The organism is Mucilaginibacter sp. SJ, assembly GCF_028993635.1.
GTDB lineage: Bacteria > Bacteroidota > Bacteroidia > Sphingobacteriales > Sphingobacteriaceae > Mucilaginibacter.
Map to the genome: position 1 here is coordinate 1,642,119 of NZ_CP118631.1, position 15,721 is coordinate 1,657,839.

Consider the following 15,721-nt stretch of genomic DNA (forward strand, 5'->3'; position numbering starts at 1 on the left):
AAACAACAATCAACTAACACTGGCAATCAAGCTATTAGCTTTGGGCTTTTTGCCTTCTGCTTTTAGCTTTTATGTCATTGGTTACTTTTTGTAGTTTTTGTGAATACGCTGGTGATACACATCATACCAGTCGATAAACGGATACAGGTTATTTTTTTGAGCTTGTGCCTCAAAAACTGCTTTCAGCTCCTTTAATTTTTCAGGATATTTTTTGGCGAGGTCAACCCGTTCGTTGAAATCCTCATTCAGGTTGTATAATTCCCAAATATCGTCATCAAAACTTTTATCAGGTACATTTTGTCCCACTTTAAAATCGCCTAACTCCACATTATCAGGGTGATGTGCTGCTTCGGCCTTCCAGCCATCGCTATAAATCGACCTCGCCCCAAAAATGTAATAGTGCTGCAATACATGTTTTGATTTTGCTTCGGGATGATCAAACGAATATACCAGTGATGTACCCTGCAAGGTATCCTGCTTAATGCCACGGATGTATTCAGGCAATTTAATGCCGGTATATTCCAGTGTGGTAGGTAGTACGTCAATCACATGACCATACTGGGTGCGGATCCCTTTTTCCTTAATGCCTTTTGGATAATAAACTATCAGTGGGTTACGGGTACCACCTTCAGAGTTGGCATCCTGTTTCCAGTATTTGAATGGCGTATTGGCAGCCTGTGCCCATCCCAGCGGGTAGTTGGTACTTGCCTGCGGCGTACCGATATCGGTAATGTCCTCAATATTGGTTTTCAGATAAGCATCTTCGGCAACCAATTTGGCCGAGTTCTTTTTAGGGTTGATTACACCGTGAACCGTACCTTCCTTACTTGCACCATTATCTCCAATGATTACAAATACCAGCGTGTTATCCAGCTGACCGCTTTGCTTCAGGTGATTGATGAGTCTGCCAACTTCATGATCGGTATAGGTAAGGTATCCGGCATAAACTTCCATGAAACGGGCGTACAATTTCTTCTCAGCATCAGGCAATGATTTCCACGCCGGGATGCGTGAGTTACGCTCGGGCAGTTTAGCATATGCCGGGATAATGCCCAATTGTTTTTGTCTTGCAATAACTTTCTCCCTGAAATCGTCCCAGCCACCGTCAAACTGGCCTTTGTATAGGTCGCTCCATTCGGCAGCAACCTGGTGCGGCGAATGGGTAGCACCCGGCGCGTAGTATAAAAAGAATGGCTTATCAGGCGCAACCTTATGCTGGCGTGTAAGGTAGAAAATAGCTTTATCGGTGATCTGATCTGTAAGGTGACGGCCGTCGGGCGTTACGTGTGCATTGTCCTCAACCAAATCGGGTTTATACTGATCTGTAGCTGATCCTAAAAATCCGAAAAAATGGTCAAAGCCCTTGCCTGTAGGCCAGCGGTCGAACGGACCGGCATCGGTTGCATCTTCATCGGGTGTAAGCCCATATTTACCTACCGCGAAGGTGTTGTAGCCATTCTCGCGCAAAATCTCGGCAATGGTTCCCTTATCAGATGGAATGCGGCCATCATAACCCGGAAACCCTGCCGATAAAGTTACATGCGAAAAGCCCCCCTCATGAACATAATGATGGTTACGCCCGGTCAATAAAGCCGAACGCGTTGGCGCGCAGATCCCCGCAGTGTGAAAATTGGTATAACGCAAGCCATTATTAGCCAGCGTATCAAAATTGGGGGTTTTGATAATGCCGCCAAAGGTGCTTGTAGCGCCAAAGCCAACGTCATCCAAAATGATCCATAATACGTTTGGCGCGCCGGTGGGCGCTTTATGAGGTTCCGGCCACCACTCCTTCGACTCATCAAGCGTTTTGCCCACCGTACCGCCAAATACCGGCGTTTGTCCGTTTTGTGCTTTGGCTGTAAATGCTACGAGCAAGCCAAGCGAAAGGAACAATGTTATTTTTTTTGTTTTCATCTGTAAAAAGTTTATTCGGCATAGCTGGAGCGAAACTTTACGCCCCAGCGGCCATTTTCTTTGGTTAATATGTGTAATGATAATTGAGATTATTGCCACCCCGGATTTTGCGTAAGCTTACCATTACTGTTGTCAATTTCCTGCTGTGGTATAGGGAACAGGTAAAATTTGCCTGCCGCGCCTTTGCTCACATTGGTTTTGCCAACCTTCAACAAGCTTGCTTCAAGGATACCCTTACCAGATGCATCCCGCTCGCGGATCAGATCAAACCAGCGCTGGTATTCAAACACAAATTCCAGTCTGCGTTCTAAATAAACCGCGTTACGGAATGAAGCCTGATCGAGGCCGGCAAGATCATCAAGCCCGGCACGTTTCCTCACGCGGTTAATGGATGCATAAGCTTTGGCTGTTGGCCCATTGAGTTCATTTTCAGCTTCAGCATGGATCAGCAACACTTCTGAAAAGCGGATGATAGATACATTAGCGCCTGACTCTGCCTCGTTAGATGCCACGCTTGGATCGTAATATTTATTAAAGAATGGAATAGAGTCATTAGGAATAGTGGCGTCATTAAGCTTACCATACCAAAGATTGGTGGTAGGGCTTTGAAAGTGTGTTACAAAGCTCACCCGTTTACGTTTATCATTAGCCGGATACAGCTTATAAATACTGAAAAACTTATCTACACCGCCGGGTTTGGTTGCATCGGGCACCGAATAAAACACTACCTGATCGGCATAACTGCCCACCATCCCCGGGATCCCGTTCAATATTGATCGCGGTGCCTGGTTGTTACCCTGCCCTTGCGAGTTTGATTTAAACTGCGCGGAAAAAATATGCTCCTTGCCATTTTCGGTTGCAGGTAAAAATACATCGGCATAATTGGCAAACAAATCGTATCCGTAAGGCCCGTTAATTACCGCTTCGGCTTGCGTAACGGCTTTATCCCATTTACGTTCGGTAAGGTAAACTTTAGCTAATAAGGAATAAGCGGCGCCTGCGGTAGCCCTGCCTACATCGGCACCGGTGTAGTTATTCGGCAAATCGGCAGCGGCGTTAGTTAAATCGGTTTCTATCTGGGCATAAACCGTAGCCGCTGCTGTTCTTGGCACCTGCAAATCAGACAGGTTAATGGATGTTTGATCGTGTAGAACCAAAGGCACATCGCCATAAAGCCTTACCAGGTTAAAGTAATACAGTGCCCTTAAAAACTTCGCTTCGGCAACAAGCCTTTTGTTTAGCGTAGCATCAAATTTGATATCGGGAATGGTATCTATAGCGATATTAGCTTTTTTGATAGCTGCATAATGCTGCTGCCAGATCTGTAGGATCCGCAATCCTGATGCAGAATGGCCTAATACCGACTGTGATCGTACGTCGGCATTGGTAGCACCGGGTCCTGGTCCTTCATCATCAGCCATAAAATTCATACCCGTGTTAAAAAGGGTGTTATAAGGTGTTTGTACCGCGTTTGCACCGGCATTAAGCAGGGAGTAAGCCGCGGTAACTGCCGCCACAGCATCGGCCTGGGTTTTATAAAACTGACTTGCCGGGATAAACGACCGCGGGTCTTCCTTGAGCTTGGCGCACGAAGCAGCTGCAAGTACCAGTATAATGAGGTATATAATATTTTTCGTCTTCATATCTAAAAAAATCAAGGTTTAGCCGTTACAGAGTAAGCCCTATGCCAACTATTACAGATTTATTGTTCGGGTAAGCACCATTATCAACTCCGGAGGTAATGGCCGATTGCTCGTTGCTGCTCACTTCAGGATCATAACCGGTGTATTTAGTCCAGGTTGCAAGGTTCTGGGCACTCAGGTAGATCCTGACCTTTTTGATAGGCGACCTGGAAAGTACGGATTGCGGAAAAGTGTAACCAAAACCAAGGCTTTTAAGGCGCAGGTATGAACCGTTTTCAACAAACCTATCCGATATAGTTGGCGCAGGGTCCTGGTAAGCACTGTGCACATCGGTATTGGTGTTAGTTGGTGTCCAACGGTTTAATAATGTAGTAGTAGCGTTGGTATAACCGGTACCTAATTCCAAAACACCTCTTTGCTGATTGTAGATTTTGTTGCCGTATGATCCCTGTAAGAAAACACTCAGGTCAAAACCTTTATAAGCGAACGTATTCGTAATGCCTCCAGTAAACTTAGGCTGAGCGTTACCAAGGATCACCCTATCGCCGGTTTGTGTTATTTTACCATCACCATTAATGTCCTGGTAATTTTGACCACCCGGAGCGGTATTGGCCGCAGGGGTAAGTACCGGTCCGCCGGCCTGGATCAGGCCATTGGTTTTGTAACCAATAAATGAACCAATAGGTTCGCCAACTTTAATGATGGATGGCAGCGACGAATCGGGGATGAACTGGTTAACACCATTACCGCCAAGACTTAGCACCTTGTTACGGTTAAGCGCAAATACCAGGTTGGTGTTCCAAACAAAACTACCAACGATGTTGCGTGAGTTAATACCCAACTCAAAACCTTTATTCTGTACCGAGCCCACATTTTCATATTGCTGCGGGTTGGTAATAGCGGTATTGGTAATGATAGTTAAACCACTTGTTGCCGGTAATGGCAGGTACAACAACAGGTTGGTGGTTTTCTTATAATAAACATCGGCTGTTACAGTAACCCTGTCTTTAAACAAACCGAGGTCGAAGCCAAAATCATATTGGCTTGTTTTCTCCCAGGTCAGGTTGGGGTTGTACAAACTATTGGGTGCGAAACCGGCAACTGTAGAGTTACCAAAATTATAACGATAATAACCTAACTGCGAGTACGACTGGTAAGCAGGGATATCGCTGTTACCGGTTTGACCGGCACTCAACCTCAGTTTTAATTGGCTGATGGCAGTTACATTTTTCAGAAAATCTTCGCTTGAGGCATTCCAGGCTATAGCTGCTGAAGGGAATGATGCCCATTGATGTCCGGGCGCAAACTTCGACGAGCCATCAGCACGCAGGGTTAAGGTTAACAGATATTTGCTGTTAAAACCATAGTTTATCCTGCCCAAATATGATTTTAAAGCCCAGGTATTGGACGATGATGATGGTGCGATTGCAAAACCACTGCCCGATACCGAAGTTACACTGCCCGAACCGAGATTATTGAAAGTATCATAATCGCTCACAAAACCTGATGAGCCGTTAATAGAGCCCTCGGCTTTAAACTGTTGCTGAGTGAAACCGGCTAATACATTTAATGAATGCTTCCCAAACTTTTTGTTGTAGGTAAGCGTATTTTCGTTAAGCCAGTTGAACGAGTTTAATGTACCAACCTCGCCAAGGCCCGAATAGCCCGAACCCTCGTAAACGGTAGAAGGCAGGTAGCGGTTTTGCTTATTGTCGATGATATCCACACCGGCTAATACCCTTGCGGTAAGGTTTTCGGTGATCTTATAATCGCCTGCTATATTTCCTAAAATGCGGCTTGTAGTAGTTGTATTGGTTTGGTTATACAGCGTATTAATTGGGTTTCCGTAAGTGCCCTCAAATACGTTTTTGATAAAGAATGATCCATCCGCATTGTAAACCGGAGTGGTAGGCGTCATCAGCAAAATGGCAGGCACCACACCTTGAGGGGCAATTTGCGCGGTGGTACGGCTACCAGTTATAAATGAAGAGATCTTGAACTTATCGTTATAATCATGCTCTACATTCACCCTGCCTGCGTAACGCTCAAAGTTGGTGTTTTGCAAGATCCCGTCCTGTTTAAAGTAGTTACCTGAAAAGGCAAGCCTTGTACGCTCAGTACCTGAAAATATCGAAAGGCTATGATTTTGCGAAGTCCCTTTACGGAAGGCGGCACCTTGCCAGTCAGTATTGGCATTATATGGGTTTAGCTGCGCTTCTGTTTGGGCGGTTTTACCGGTGTTTACCAAAGCATCGTTACGCAAAGCTTCCCATTGAGGGGTGTTAAGCAGCGACAAAGTTTTAATTACTTCCTGCTTGCCATAGCTGCCATCATAATTTATAGATGACACGCCAGCTTTACCTTTTTTAGTGGTGATGATAATTACACCATTAGCACCACGCGTACCATAAATAGCTGTGGCCGAAGCATCTTTCAAAACCTCAATGCTTTCAATATCCGAAGTGCTGATAGATGCCAGCGGATTGATCTTAGGTCCGTTGGTTACGCCCGCATCGGTAAGCGAGTTGCTGTTTGAAGTAGGGAAACCATCGATAATATACAATGGTTCGGCAACAGCATTGATAGAGTTTACACCGCGGATCTGCACGGTTACGCCTGCTCCCGGTTGCCCGGTGGCCTGTGTAACCTGGATGCCCGAAACAGAGCCCTGCAAGGCCCTGTCGAGCGAAGGGACCGGCTGCTTCAAAGCAAGCGCGGGTACCGATGCTACCGAACCGGTGATATCCTTACGTTTTTGCGACCCGTAGCCCACCACAACCACCTGGTTTAGCTGAGTTTGAGCGTCTTTAAGTTTAATTTCAACCGGGCTGCCATCGGCAATAAACTCTTTCTTTTCGTAGCCGGTGAAGGTTATGATGAGCTTATAAGGAAATTTCTGGCCGGTTATAAAGCTAAATTTGCCTTCAATATCGGTTGAAACTACGTGCGTGGTACCCTGAATCTTAACCACAGCACCCGGCAATGGTTCGCGGGTTGTACTATCAATTACACGACCAACTAAATGTGAGTTGATGGTAGGCTGGGTTTGCTGCGCGATGGTTAACAACGGAAAAGCAATAAACAACAGGAATGGGATTAAGAGCAGTTTTTTCATGTCGACAGGTTTTTAAAAGATGAAAAACCGGACGAATGATCAATAACCGCATTAAACGGCCTGTATAATTGCTGCGGATGAAAAGCATCCTCAATTATTTGCAGCGTAAAAGCAGCTGCGTGCAGCGGAAAAGGCAACGCATAGCCAACCCCTGCATTTGCAATATTTTGCATAGATTTGAATAATTAAAATGACTCAATTGAAACAGGCTCAACGCCAATCGATCCCTGTTTCGTTGTTTTAATGACAGGGGAAAAGCTTTGCTTTTCCCTTATTTGAAGAATGTAATTGTTCAGATTATTTCATAGTCCTTTCTTTATTATGCCCGCATTAGCAGGCAGGTCAATTATTTTATTGGGGTATTATTGTTAGTTGCTTACGCACCTGAAACCAAGGTGCTCCATACCACTGTCTTCGGTGGTTTTCATCCTGCGCGACACACGGTAACCCGAGCAATAGCTATCGTTACACAAAAATGAGCCACCGCGTACAACTCGCTTTATGGCATAAGGCTCATCCGGATCATATGATTTTGAAGCGCCTTTGGGGTTTTTAACTCCTGCAGGGTTGTTTACTGTTTTGTAGTAGTTGTTATTATACAAATCGGCACACCACTCCCATACATTACCGGCCATATCATACAATCCGTAACCATTAGGCGCAAATGAACTAACCGGCGCCAAATAATAGTAATGATCACGCTGGGTGTTTTTATAGGGGAAATTCCCCTCCCAGGTATTTGCTTTGGGCTGCCCTTCGTTCACTTTTTCATTACCCCAGGGATAGATCTTATCTTCCAATCCGCCCCGCGCGGCCCGCTCCCATTCGGCTTCGGTTGGTAAACGTTTGCCTGCCCATTTGCTGTAAGCTACAGCATCAAACCATGACACCTGCACTACAGGATAGTTTTCTTTACCTTTAATATCGCTGCCCTGCCCGTGCGGGTGTTTCCAGCTGGCACCGGTTTTCCAGGCCCACCATTGGCTGTAATCGTTCAGGTTAACCTGGTGATCAGCCGGTACAAATACCAATGATGCCGCTACAAGTAAACTATCCGCAGGTTTTTCGGTACCTGGCGGCATTTGTTTTTTAAGCTCGTTCCAGTCGGGCTTGCGCTCAGCTGTGGTTATATACCCCGTTGCTTTCACAAATTTTTCGAACTGGGCATTGGTTACTTCCGTTTTATCTATCCAGAAACCATCAACAGTAACATCGTGTTTGGGGTATTCATCAGCCTCTGCCTGCTGGTTATCGGCCCCCATCCTAAAAGTTCCGGCCGGTACCCATGCCATCCCCGCATGGCTGGCACGGGTGTTACCGGTATCGGGCAAACTAAGCGCCGCACCGCTTAATCCTGCTGCTTTAAACCTGTTGGGGATATTTGATTCGCAGCAAATCTTCTTTTTAGTACCGGAAACTTTGGCTACCGCAATAATCGCCGCTGGTTTCTCCGGTTGCCTGCATGAAGCAAGCCATATAACGCTAAAAAGTATAAGTACAATCTTATTCATTACGCTTTTACAGGCTGTAACTGAAATGCCGCATCAACCTGCTCAGCTTCGGGCTGAACCGCAGCTACAACATCAGGTCTGTATAATTGATGAGGCTGCAACGGAACATCGTCTTTAACCATCGGGCCATCGGCTGCAAGCTCACTTCCGGGCACTTTTGATTTGAATAAAGGCCAGGCCAGTTGCGCATACCATTGGTCGCCTTCATAATGCGAAATACCATAAGCTTTAGGATATTGACGAGAGATATGAGCCGTACCGAAAATGATATCCCACCAAAAGAACATATTACCAAAGTTGCCTTTGTAATAGCCTACCCCGTCATCGGTAGTAGCGGCATGATGTGCATGATGCGTTGCCGGAGTTGATATCGTACGCTCCAAAACCCAGGCCATCGGGTGTAATATTTTATACTGGTAAAATGGTTTATCCCATGGAATGCTTGAATGCGCCAATGTGGTGATAGTACTTTTAATACCTTTTACCACCAATGCCGGAACGCCCAAACCAAGATAAACCAAAGCAGCAGTTAAATAGGTTTGCGAAAAGAACAGCGTGTAAATGATGTTCTGCCTGCTGGCCATGGCCATACCCATGTACGATGCAGAGTGGTGCGTACGGTGAAAACGCCATAACCATGGCACCTGGTGATGCAGGCGGTGGTACCAGTATTGGGTAAGATCGTCGGCTATGGCTATGATGGCGCATCCCCATAAAAAGGGTACCCAATCGAAGGTGTTTTTTAAGGTTGGTAATATGGCTGGTAAAACCAAAAGACTGTAATAGGCAACCAGCGGTTTCACCACCAGTTTAGGGATGGTAAAGCAGGCAATATCAACCCACTTTTCATTTTTATTCCAGCGTTTTTTGTAAAGGCCGAACGAAAATTCAAGTACACCGAGTACCAAAACCAAAACGGAAAAACCATAGCCGTTAAGGTTTTCTATTATTTGCTTTATCTGATCAATCATTGTCTTGTGAGTTTACAGTTTTACTTTTTGAGGTTGTTTGCTGTTTATGCTGTTGCTTCTTTTCCCATGGCCGTTCACCAGTTATGACAAAAGTTGCAAACATGAGCACTATGGGTAGTGTGTACAGCAACAGGCTCAACAATGCGTTCTTTACTATCTGTACCTTAGTCGATTGCTCTAATTTCATGACGGGATAGTGTTTTGAGGTTGAACAATTTGTGCCGTTTTGGTCGCAGGTTTCTTTTCCAATAGCTTACGGCCAAGCCAAAGCCCGCCGAAAATGATAACAAAAGGTATGAGGGTTACTATAACGCCTACCAACACCTTTTTCCCAATCAGGGAAACGTCGTTAATGGTCATAATGAACTTATTAAGTGATTAACAATGCAGGCGTTGCATAGCAATCCGAATAAAGCAGCAACGCCTGATAAATAATGTAATGAATTGAAAAATCTGGAATCCTGTGCGGATTAACGCACAATTATAGAGAAAGGATTACCCCTGATAAGGCAGCCTTAACAGCAACAACAAGAATAACAACAGGAAATAAAAGCAGCAACGGTTAACTGATGATTAGCAAGGCCGTATTTAGGTAAAAGTTCGGGTTGCATGGTGGGTGCTTTTAAATGATTTTAATTTGTTGTTATTAATTTTCTGAGGCAAATGTAAAAAAAGATTTGATAAATACTACTAATTCTATAGAAATTATATAAATAAATTCTTTTTTATTGAAATGAAGCTTTTTAGACAGCAAAATGGAGGTAAAAATGGAGAAATCAACTGCCTTATTATGATTCATCCCACTATTCTTCATGGTATCTTAAAATCACAGTCGATCTGCAAATTTTATAGCATTGCTGGATAAAATCCTATATTCATATCATGGACATAACTACACTAATTGTAATTACCATTATCGTTTTTATTATAGCGTTTGCGGCCTTCAGACTGTTTGATGTTAAAAAGAAGAAACACAAACTGGAATTGGAGCGATCTGCCAGGATCTTACCACTTTATAAAAAGGCGGAATCGGCTACAGGGCTAACCGCTGAAGATATATTACCCTTTGCCCAAAATGTGCTTACCCGCTATGATACCTTTTTATACTTAAAAGAACTTGGTGAACTGAATCTGTTTCCGGAAGAATATTACACAATAGTTAAAGGGGCCGAAAGCTCACTGGCCCAATGGCTGGAGTTTCCTACCGAATTGGATGCCTGCCCAGACGGAATAGAATATATTAAACGGGTTACCGTCGATTTTGACAGGCGTGGCAACTTTATGCATTATGAGGTATTTAAATACAGGGTTAATCCGCCCCACCAGGCTACCGAATACGTATGGATCTTAGGCGTGGTAGGTCCGTTTTTTGACGATAGCAAACCTTATGATTTCCCGGCTGCTACATTTAGCAGGGTAAGCAGCACCATAGATAAAGTTACCCCGGAAGAAGAGGCTAAATGGGTGCATGAAAACATTGGTATGCGGAGGTAAGCATCTTCTTCGCTCCTACCCTTGACATGATTTAAAAATTTACGTCATGTTGAACTTGTTTCAACATCCCACTCGCTAAGCAACCACGCCAAGCAAATTGGCTACCTGTCCCGTGGAGTACTGAAACAAGTTACCCATGACGATTTTTTTGAACCCAGACTTACGAAGTTTTAAAAACTTCGTAAGTCTTCAATATCTAAATTACTCATCGTCCTTCAGTTCAATCCAAACCGGCGCATGGTCGCTTGTTTTTTCCCAGCCGCGCACATCCCTGTTTACGCCTGCAGCTACAAGCCGTTTTTCAAGGTGCGGGCTTAGCAAAAAATGATCAATCCGTAAACCGGCGTTGCGGCCATAAGCATCGCGGAAATAATCGAAGAATGTATAGATCACTTCGGTGGGATAAAGTTTGCGGATAGCGTCCGTCCAACCCTGATCCACCAGTGTTTTGAAAGCCTCACGGGTTTCGGGCCGAAAGAGCGCGTCATTTACCCAGCGCTCTGGTTTGTAAACATCAAGTTCGGTAGGCATTACATTATAGTCGCCGGTTAATACAACGGGCTTATTAGCGGCCAATAAACCGGCCGCGTGGATTTTCAAGCGTTCAAACCAGCCTAATTTATAATCAAACTTGGGTCCCGGTGCCGGGTTGCCGTTGGGAAGATACAGGCAGCCAATGGTAATCCCGTCAACAATGGCTTCAATATAACGGCTATGCTCATCTGCGGGGTCGCCGGGGAGCGCCCTGCAAACTTCAGTAATTTCTTTATCTGTTTTTGCCAGTATGGCCACACCGTTCCAGCTTTTTTGCCCATGCCAAATGGCTTTATATCCGGCCTCAAAAATGGCCTGCTCGGGGAAGTTATCCTGTGGGGCCTTTAGTTCCTGCAAACAGGCAACATCAGGAGCTGTTTCCTTTAACCACCGAAGCAAAACAGGCAAACGCCCGTTTACCCCATTTACGTTATACGTAGCTATTTTCATGATGCAATTTAAATAGTTTAGGTTATATCACGGATGTTCCAAAATAAAAAGCGCGGCCACCCTTTGCAAGCAATTAGTTGCAATGGCTCATGAGCGGTAAATTATTCCCTTACTTTTCAAACTCATCCGGGTCTACTTCAGGCTGGCTTGGCTCAGTATCAGGGATTTCATTCGGGATATTTTCCGGCGCTTCTTCCGGCATTTCCGGCTCTCCCGGATCTGTAGGCTGCCTGATCTCCGGCCGTTCCGGATTTACCGGCATTTCATCTGGCTCATTTGGCATGGTTTTCTTCTTTGACATATCTTATTAACTGTTAAGAGAATAATTAGTTTTCATGAACCCTCTTTCAATGAAAAATATCTCTTGTATTTTAAAAATGTTTAATTACATTTGTAGTGTACTACCATACTAATACACTATAAAATGATTCAAATAAGCAATTTGAATTTTAGCTATAACAGCCGGAAGCCGTTGTTCAAAAATCTGAACCTTTCGTTAAAGGCCGGCCACATTTATGGACTGCTGGGTAAAAATGGTGCAGGGAAATCAACCTTGCTGAAAAATATCGCCGGTCTGGCTTTTCCGCAATCGGGCCATTGCCTTATTAACGGAACAAAAAGCTCAAAGCGCCTGGTATCCACTTTACAAGACCTTTATTTTATTGCCGAAGAAGTTCACGTACCGGCATTAACTCCAGGCCAGTTTTTGGCCCGGACGGCAAGCTTCTACCCTGCCTTCAGCATTACCGACTTTTACAGTTATCTGAAAATATTGGATATTGATCCTGATCTGTTAATGACCAGAATGTCATACGGGCAGCAAAAAAAGATGATCATCGCTTTCGGGCTGGCTACCAATACCAGTGTGCTGATACTTGATGAGCCTACCAATGGGCTTGATATTCCTTCAAAGATTCAGTTCAGAAAATTGATAGCATCGGTTTTAAATGATGAGCGCTGCATTATTATTTCAACCCACCAGGTGAGGGATTTGGACAGTCTTATTGATACGGTTTTGATTTTGGACGATCATCGCATAGTGATTGAAAATACGGTAGACGAGCTTACCGAGAAATTATTTTTCGGTGTTTTTAAAGACCTTACCGGGATGAATGCGCTGTACGAAGAAGAAACCCTCATGGGCAAATACGCCATTGTACAAAACACCACCGGCAAGTACGGAAAAATGGACCTTGAGTTATTATTTAACGCAGCAACAACCAATAGCAGCAAATTACTAAACGCACTAAAACCAAGCACAAATCATGAATAATTACTTCAGTTTAAAGCGCTTTGGCCTGTTGTTTATGAAGCACACTGTTGAGCATTACCGTGCCTATTTAATGTCGGCAGCGGTTTTGGCAGGGGTATTTTTACTTGGCGGTTCGTTTGTGTTTTATATGATCCCTGGCCCGGTAGATGCCGGCTTTCAGATGGCTATATTCGGAGTACTCATGATTATCGCGGGGCCATTATTTACAAGCACTGTTTTTACTGATCTGGGCGATAAGCGCCGGGCAGTTCCAATGTTAACCCTGCCTGCATCACAACTCGAGAAGTTTATGGTCGGCTGGGTTTACTCGTATGTTATATTCATTTTGGTATATACAGGCGTTTTTTACCTGGTATTATTTATCCTGATCAATCTCAAACCATGGCCCGGGCATCAAATTGAAATACTCTCCCTGTTTCAGGATAAATTTGTACTGGTGATGATATTGTTTTCGTTATTGCATGCCGTCACGATATATGGAGCAATTCGGTTCGAAAAACTACACTTTATAAAAACAGGTTTCAGTTTCTTTATTTTTTATGCGCTGCTAATCCTTGTGAATACAGTGTTCGTAAGATTTATTGTTGGCAGGCCAATCAAACCGGTAACGCCTTTTTCATTTCTCAATTTCCAGGATGGTATGAACTTTTACTCCGTTGGTTTAAAAGCACAGCAATCTGCCTGGGCTTTTATTATAGTTCCCATTATATCGCTGCTGATTTGGATAGCGGCATATTTTAGGTTCAAGGAGAAACAGGCTTAAAAAAGACGATCATGGAATTTAAAGATAACGAAGCGATATACCTCCAGATAGCGGCTTTTGTGAGCGATCAGATCCTGATGGGCAAATGGCCAGGCGGGCAAAAGATCCCATCGGTACGTGATATGGCAGTTGAGCTGGAAGTGAACCCCAATACGGTTATGCGATCATACGAATTTTTGCAGGGGCTCGAAATTATTTATAACAAACGCGGCCTGGGTTTATTTGTGGCAGAGGATGGTTTTGACAAAGTAAAAGCTTACCGCAAAGAAAACTTTGTACGTCAGAACCTACCCGAACTTTTTAAAAACATGTACCTGTTAGGTATATCGATAGATGAGATCAGCCTGCAATATCAACATTTCCAGGCGCAACAAAATAATGAATTAAACCAGGCAGGCAACGATGAAAACAAGCAATAAATTCTTACTTACCGCGGTATTGTTACTGATAGTTTCGGTTGGGATCTATGACGTTCAGCTAAAAGCAGAATATTTTAAAGGTGAATATAAAAACCCCTATAATGGATTTAACAACCTAAATTTCAGGAATTTCAAGGTTATTGAGCTTGGTTCATCAACGGCTATCAATATTATGCTGGTTCAAGGGCCATTCAAAGTACTTGCTGATCCCGGCGCCATGGAGTTCATGAAAATTGAACAACGGCACGATTCGCTCTTTATTCGCGCCGAGTTTAAAGATAACTTTCATAATGTACAGTCCCCAAACGTTCTGTACATATCCATGCCGCAATTAAACGCGTTTTATGCCGATGCAAAATATAAGGCAGGTGACGCACAAATTATCGATACGACAGCCGCACAAGACTTCAAATGGCGCGCTACCACCATCAGTGGTTTTCGCGGGGATGAGCTCAATATTATCCAGGATCATGCTTCCACTATCTTACTAAAAAACAACAAGTTTAACATAGTAAATGCCATTATCGGTAAAAGCAACAATAGCGCTTCAAATTTATCTATTGAAACAGGCAACCAATTTGCAAAAACGAATCTTGATATCCGGAATCAAAGCCGCTTATGGATCAAGGATGACAGCCTCAGCAACATAACCTATAAACTTGCCGACAGCGCTAAACTCATCCTGAACGGAAATACAAGGATGATCCGCAAACAATAAATGACCAAAACTTAACAAATCATGAAATTAGTAATCAACTCATTATCTAAAACCTATGCCAACGGCGTACATGCTTTAAAAGATGTTTCGCTGACCCTGAATAACGGCATGTTTGGCCTGCTGGGTCCAAACGGCGCCGGTAAATCATCACTGATGCGTACCATAGCCACCCTGCAGGAAGCCGATAAAGGCAGCATTTTTTTAGATGAACTGGATGTATTGAAAAACAAGACCGAAGTTAGACAGCTACTCGGTTACCTGCCACAGGAGTTTGGTGTATATCCCAAAATATCGGCAGAAAGAATGCTCGACCATATTGCCCAACTCAAAGGGGTTGGCAACAACGCCGAACGCAAAGACCTTGTGCTTCAATTACTGGAAAACGTAAACCTTTATAAAGACCGGAAAAAGCACCTTGGCACCTACTCCGGCGGTATGAAACAACGCTTTGGAATAGCACAGGCTTTAATTGGCAACCCTAAACTCATTATTGTTGACGAACCCACAGCAGGCCTCGATCCGGCCGAACGCAACCGCTTTTATAACCTGCTGAGCCGTTTGGGTGAAAACACCATCGTGATCCTGTCGACCCATATTGTTGAAGACGTAAGTACGCTCTGTGCCAATTTTGCCATTATTTGCCAGGGCGAGGTTTTATATTCAGGCGACCCGGAAAGTGCGGTAAATGAGTTGAACGGAAAAATTTACAGTAAGGTGATCACCCAATCAGAACTGGGCTTTTATAAAGATGATTACCAGGTGATATCAACACAGCTTAAAACCGGCAAGCTCCATATCCGCATTATCAGCGAAGCCGAACCCGGCAACGGTTTTATCAGCAGCACGCCAAACCTGGAAGATGTGTACTTCAGCAATATCGCTACACGAGTAGATGTAGATACCATTTAAAACCATT

Annotated in this window: 16 protein-coding genes; 6 read left to right on the plus strand and 10 right to left on the minus strand. The window is 44.1% G+C overall.

All coding sequences use genetic code 11. The annotated features are described in order from the left end of the window. Nucleotides 1–81: 81 nt before the first annotated feature. The 8 genes from MusilaSJ_RS06500 to MusilaSJ_RS06535 all read right to left on the minus strand — a co-directional run bounded on the left by MusilaSJ_RS06500 (nucleotide 82) and on the right by MusilaSJ_RS06535 (nucleotide 9,514). Nucleotides 82–1,914 (minus strand): arylsulfatase, encoded by a 1,833-nt coding sequence (locus tag MusilaSJ_RS06500; protein WP_274989227.1) that lies wholly within the window; start codon nucleotides 1,912–1,914, stop codon nucleotides 82–84. Nucleotides 1,915–2,003: 89 nt separating this feature from the next. Next, the gene (locus tag MusilaSJ_RS06505) at nucleotides 2,004–3,557 is read right to left on the minus strand and encodes a RagB/SusD family nutrient uptake outer membrane protein (RefSeq protein ID WP_274989228.1); all 1,554 of its coding nucleotides are present in this window, start codon (nucleotides 3,555–3,557) and stop codon (nucleotides 2,004–2,006) included. Between the two features lie 25 nt (nucleotides 3,558–3,582). Further along, on the minus strand, nucleotides 3,583–6,672 hold the full coding sequence (locus tag MusilaSJ_RS06510) for a SusC/RagA family TonB-linked outer membrane protein (RefSeq protein WP_274989229.1): 3,090 nt from the start codon (nucleotides 6,670–6,672) through the stop codon (nucleotides 3,583–3,585). Next, nucleotides 6,669–6,845 (minus strand): hypothetical protein, encoded by a 177-nt coding sequence (locus MusilaSJ_RS06515; RefSeq protein ID WP_274989230.1) that lies wholly within the window; start codon nucleotides 6,843–6,845, stop codon nucleotides 6,669–6,671. Before MusilaSJ_RS06515 ends, MusilaSJ_RS06510 begins: the two co-directional genes overlap by 4 nt. 195 nt (nucleotides 6,846–7,040) lie before the next feature. Then, a complete protein-coding gene (locus tag MusilaSJ_RS06520) occupies nucleotides 7,041–8,183 on the minus strand; it encodes a formylglycine-generating enzyme family protein (protein ID WP_274989231.1) in 1,143 nt (380 codons plus the stop codon). Next, entirely contained in the window at nucleotides 8,183–9,154 is a 972-nt protein-coding gene (locus MusilaSJ_RS06525) for a sterol desaturase family protein (protein ID WP_274989232.1), read from the minus strand. Before MusilaSJ_RS06525 ends, MusilaSJ_RS06520 begins: the two co-directional genes overlap by 1 nt. Next, complete coding sequence (locus MusilaSJ_RS06530) at nucleotides 9,147–9,341, minus strand: hypothetical protein (protein ID WP_274989233.1); 195 nt, start codon at nucleotides 9,339–9,341, stop codon at nucleotides 9,147–9,149. The genes MusilaSJ_RS06525 and MusilaSJ_RS06530 overlap by 8 nt, the downstream gene beginning before the upstream one ends. Continuing rightward, nucleotides 9,338–9,514, minus strand: a complete 177-nt coding sequence (locus MusilaSJ_RS06535; protein ID WP_274989234.1) for a hypothetical protein — start codon at nucleotides 9,512–9,514, stop codon at nucleotides 9,338–9,340. Before MusilaSJ_RS06535 ends, MusilaSJ_RS06530 begins: the two co-directional genes overlap by 4 nt. A 522-nt stretch (nucleotides 9,515–10,036) precedes the next feature. Between MusilaSJ_RS06535 and MusilaSJ_RS06540 the strand changes: the two genes are divergently transcribed. Further along, nucleotides 10,037–10,648, plus strand: coding sequence for a hypothetical protein (locus MusilaSJ_RS06540; RefSeq protein ID WP_274989235.1), 612 nt, complete (start codon nucleotides 10,037–10,039; stop codon nucleotides 10,646–10,648). A 201-nt stretch (nucleotides 10,649–10,849) separates the two neighbouring features. Here MusilaSJ_RS06540 and xth read toward each other — a convergent pair whose 3' ends face one another. Beyond that, nucleotides 10,850–11,632, minus strand: coding sequence for an exodeoxyribonuclease III (xth, locus tag MusilaSJ_RS06545; protein ID WP_274989236.1), 783 nt, complete (start codon nucleotides 11,630–11,632; stop codon nucleotides 10,850–10,852). Between the two features lie 109 nt (nucleotides 11,633–11,741). Next, complete coding sequence (locus MusilaSJ_RS06550; RefSeq protein WP_274989237.1) at nucleotides 11,742–11,933, minus strand: hypothetical protein; 192 nt, start codon at nucleotides 11,931–11,933, stop codon at nucleotides 11,742–11,744. A gap of 123 nt (nucleotides 11,934–12,056) precedes the next feature. Here MusilaSJ_RS06550 and MusilaSJ_RS06555 point away from each other — a divergent pair, with 123 nt between their 5' ends. From MusilaSJ_RS06555 to MusilaSJ_RS06575, 5 genes are read left to right on the plus strand one after another with little or no spacing between them, the layout of a single operon-like run. After that, nucleotides 12,057–12,905 carry an ABC transporter ATP-binding protein gene (locus MusilaSJ_RS06555; RefSeq protein ID WP_274989238.1) on the plus strand — a complete coding sequence of 283 codons (849 nt, stop codon included), beginning with the start codon at nucleotides 12,057–12,059 and terminating at the stop codon, nucleotides 12,903–12,905. Continuing rightward, nucleotides 12,898–13,668, plus strand: a complete 771-nt coding sequence (locus MusilaSJ_RS06560; RefSeq protein WP_274989239.1) for a hypothetical protein — start codon at nucleotides 12,898–12,900, stop codon at nucleotides 13,666–13,668. The genes MusilaSJ_RS06555 and MusilaSJ_RS06560 overlap by 8 nt, the downstream gene beginning before the upstream one ends. A gap of 11 nt (nucleotides 13,669–13,679) precedes the next feature. Beyond that, a complete protein-coding gene (locus MusilaSJ_RS06565; RefSeq protein ID WP_274989240.1) occupies nucleotides 13,680–14,087 on the plus strand; it encodes a GntR family transcriptional regulator in 408 nt (135 codons plus the stop codon). Next, nucleotides 14,071–14,805 (plus strand): hypothetical protein, encoded by a 735-nt coding sequence (locus tag MusilaSJ_RS06570; RefSeq protein ID WP_274989241.1) that lies wholly within the window; start codon nucleotides 14,071–14,073, stop codon nucleotides 14,803–14,805. The genes MusilaSJ_RS06565 and MusilaSJ_RS06570 overlap by 17 nt, the downstream gene beginning before the upstream one ends. Nucleotides 14,806–14,826: 21 nt before the next feature. Beyond that, on the plus strand, nucleotides 14,827–15,714 hold the full coding sequence (locus MusilaSJ_RS06575; protein ID WP_274989242.1) for an ABC transporter ATP-binding protein: 888 nt from the start codon (nucleotides 14,827–14,829) through the stop codon (nucleotides 15,712–15,714). Nucleotides 15,715–15,721 lie beyond the last annotated feature (7 nt).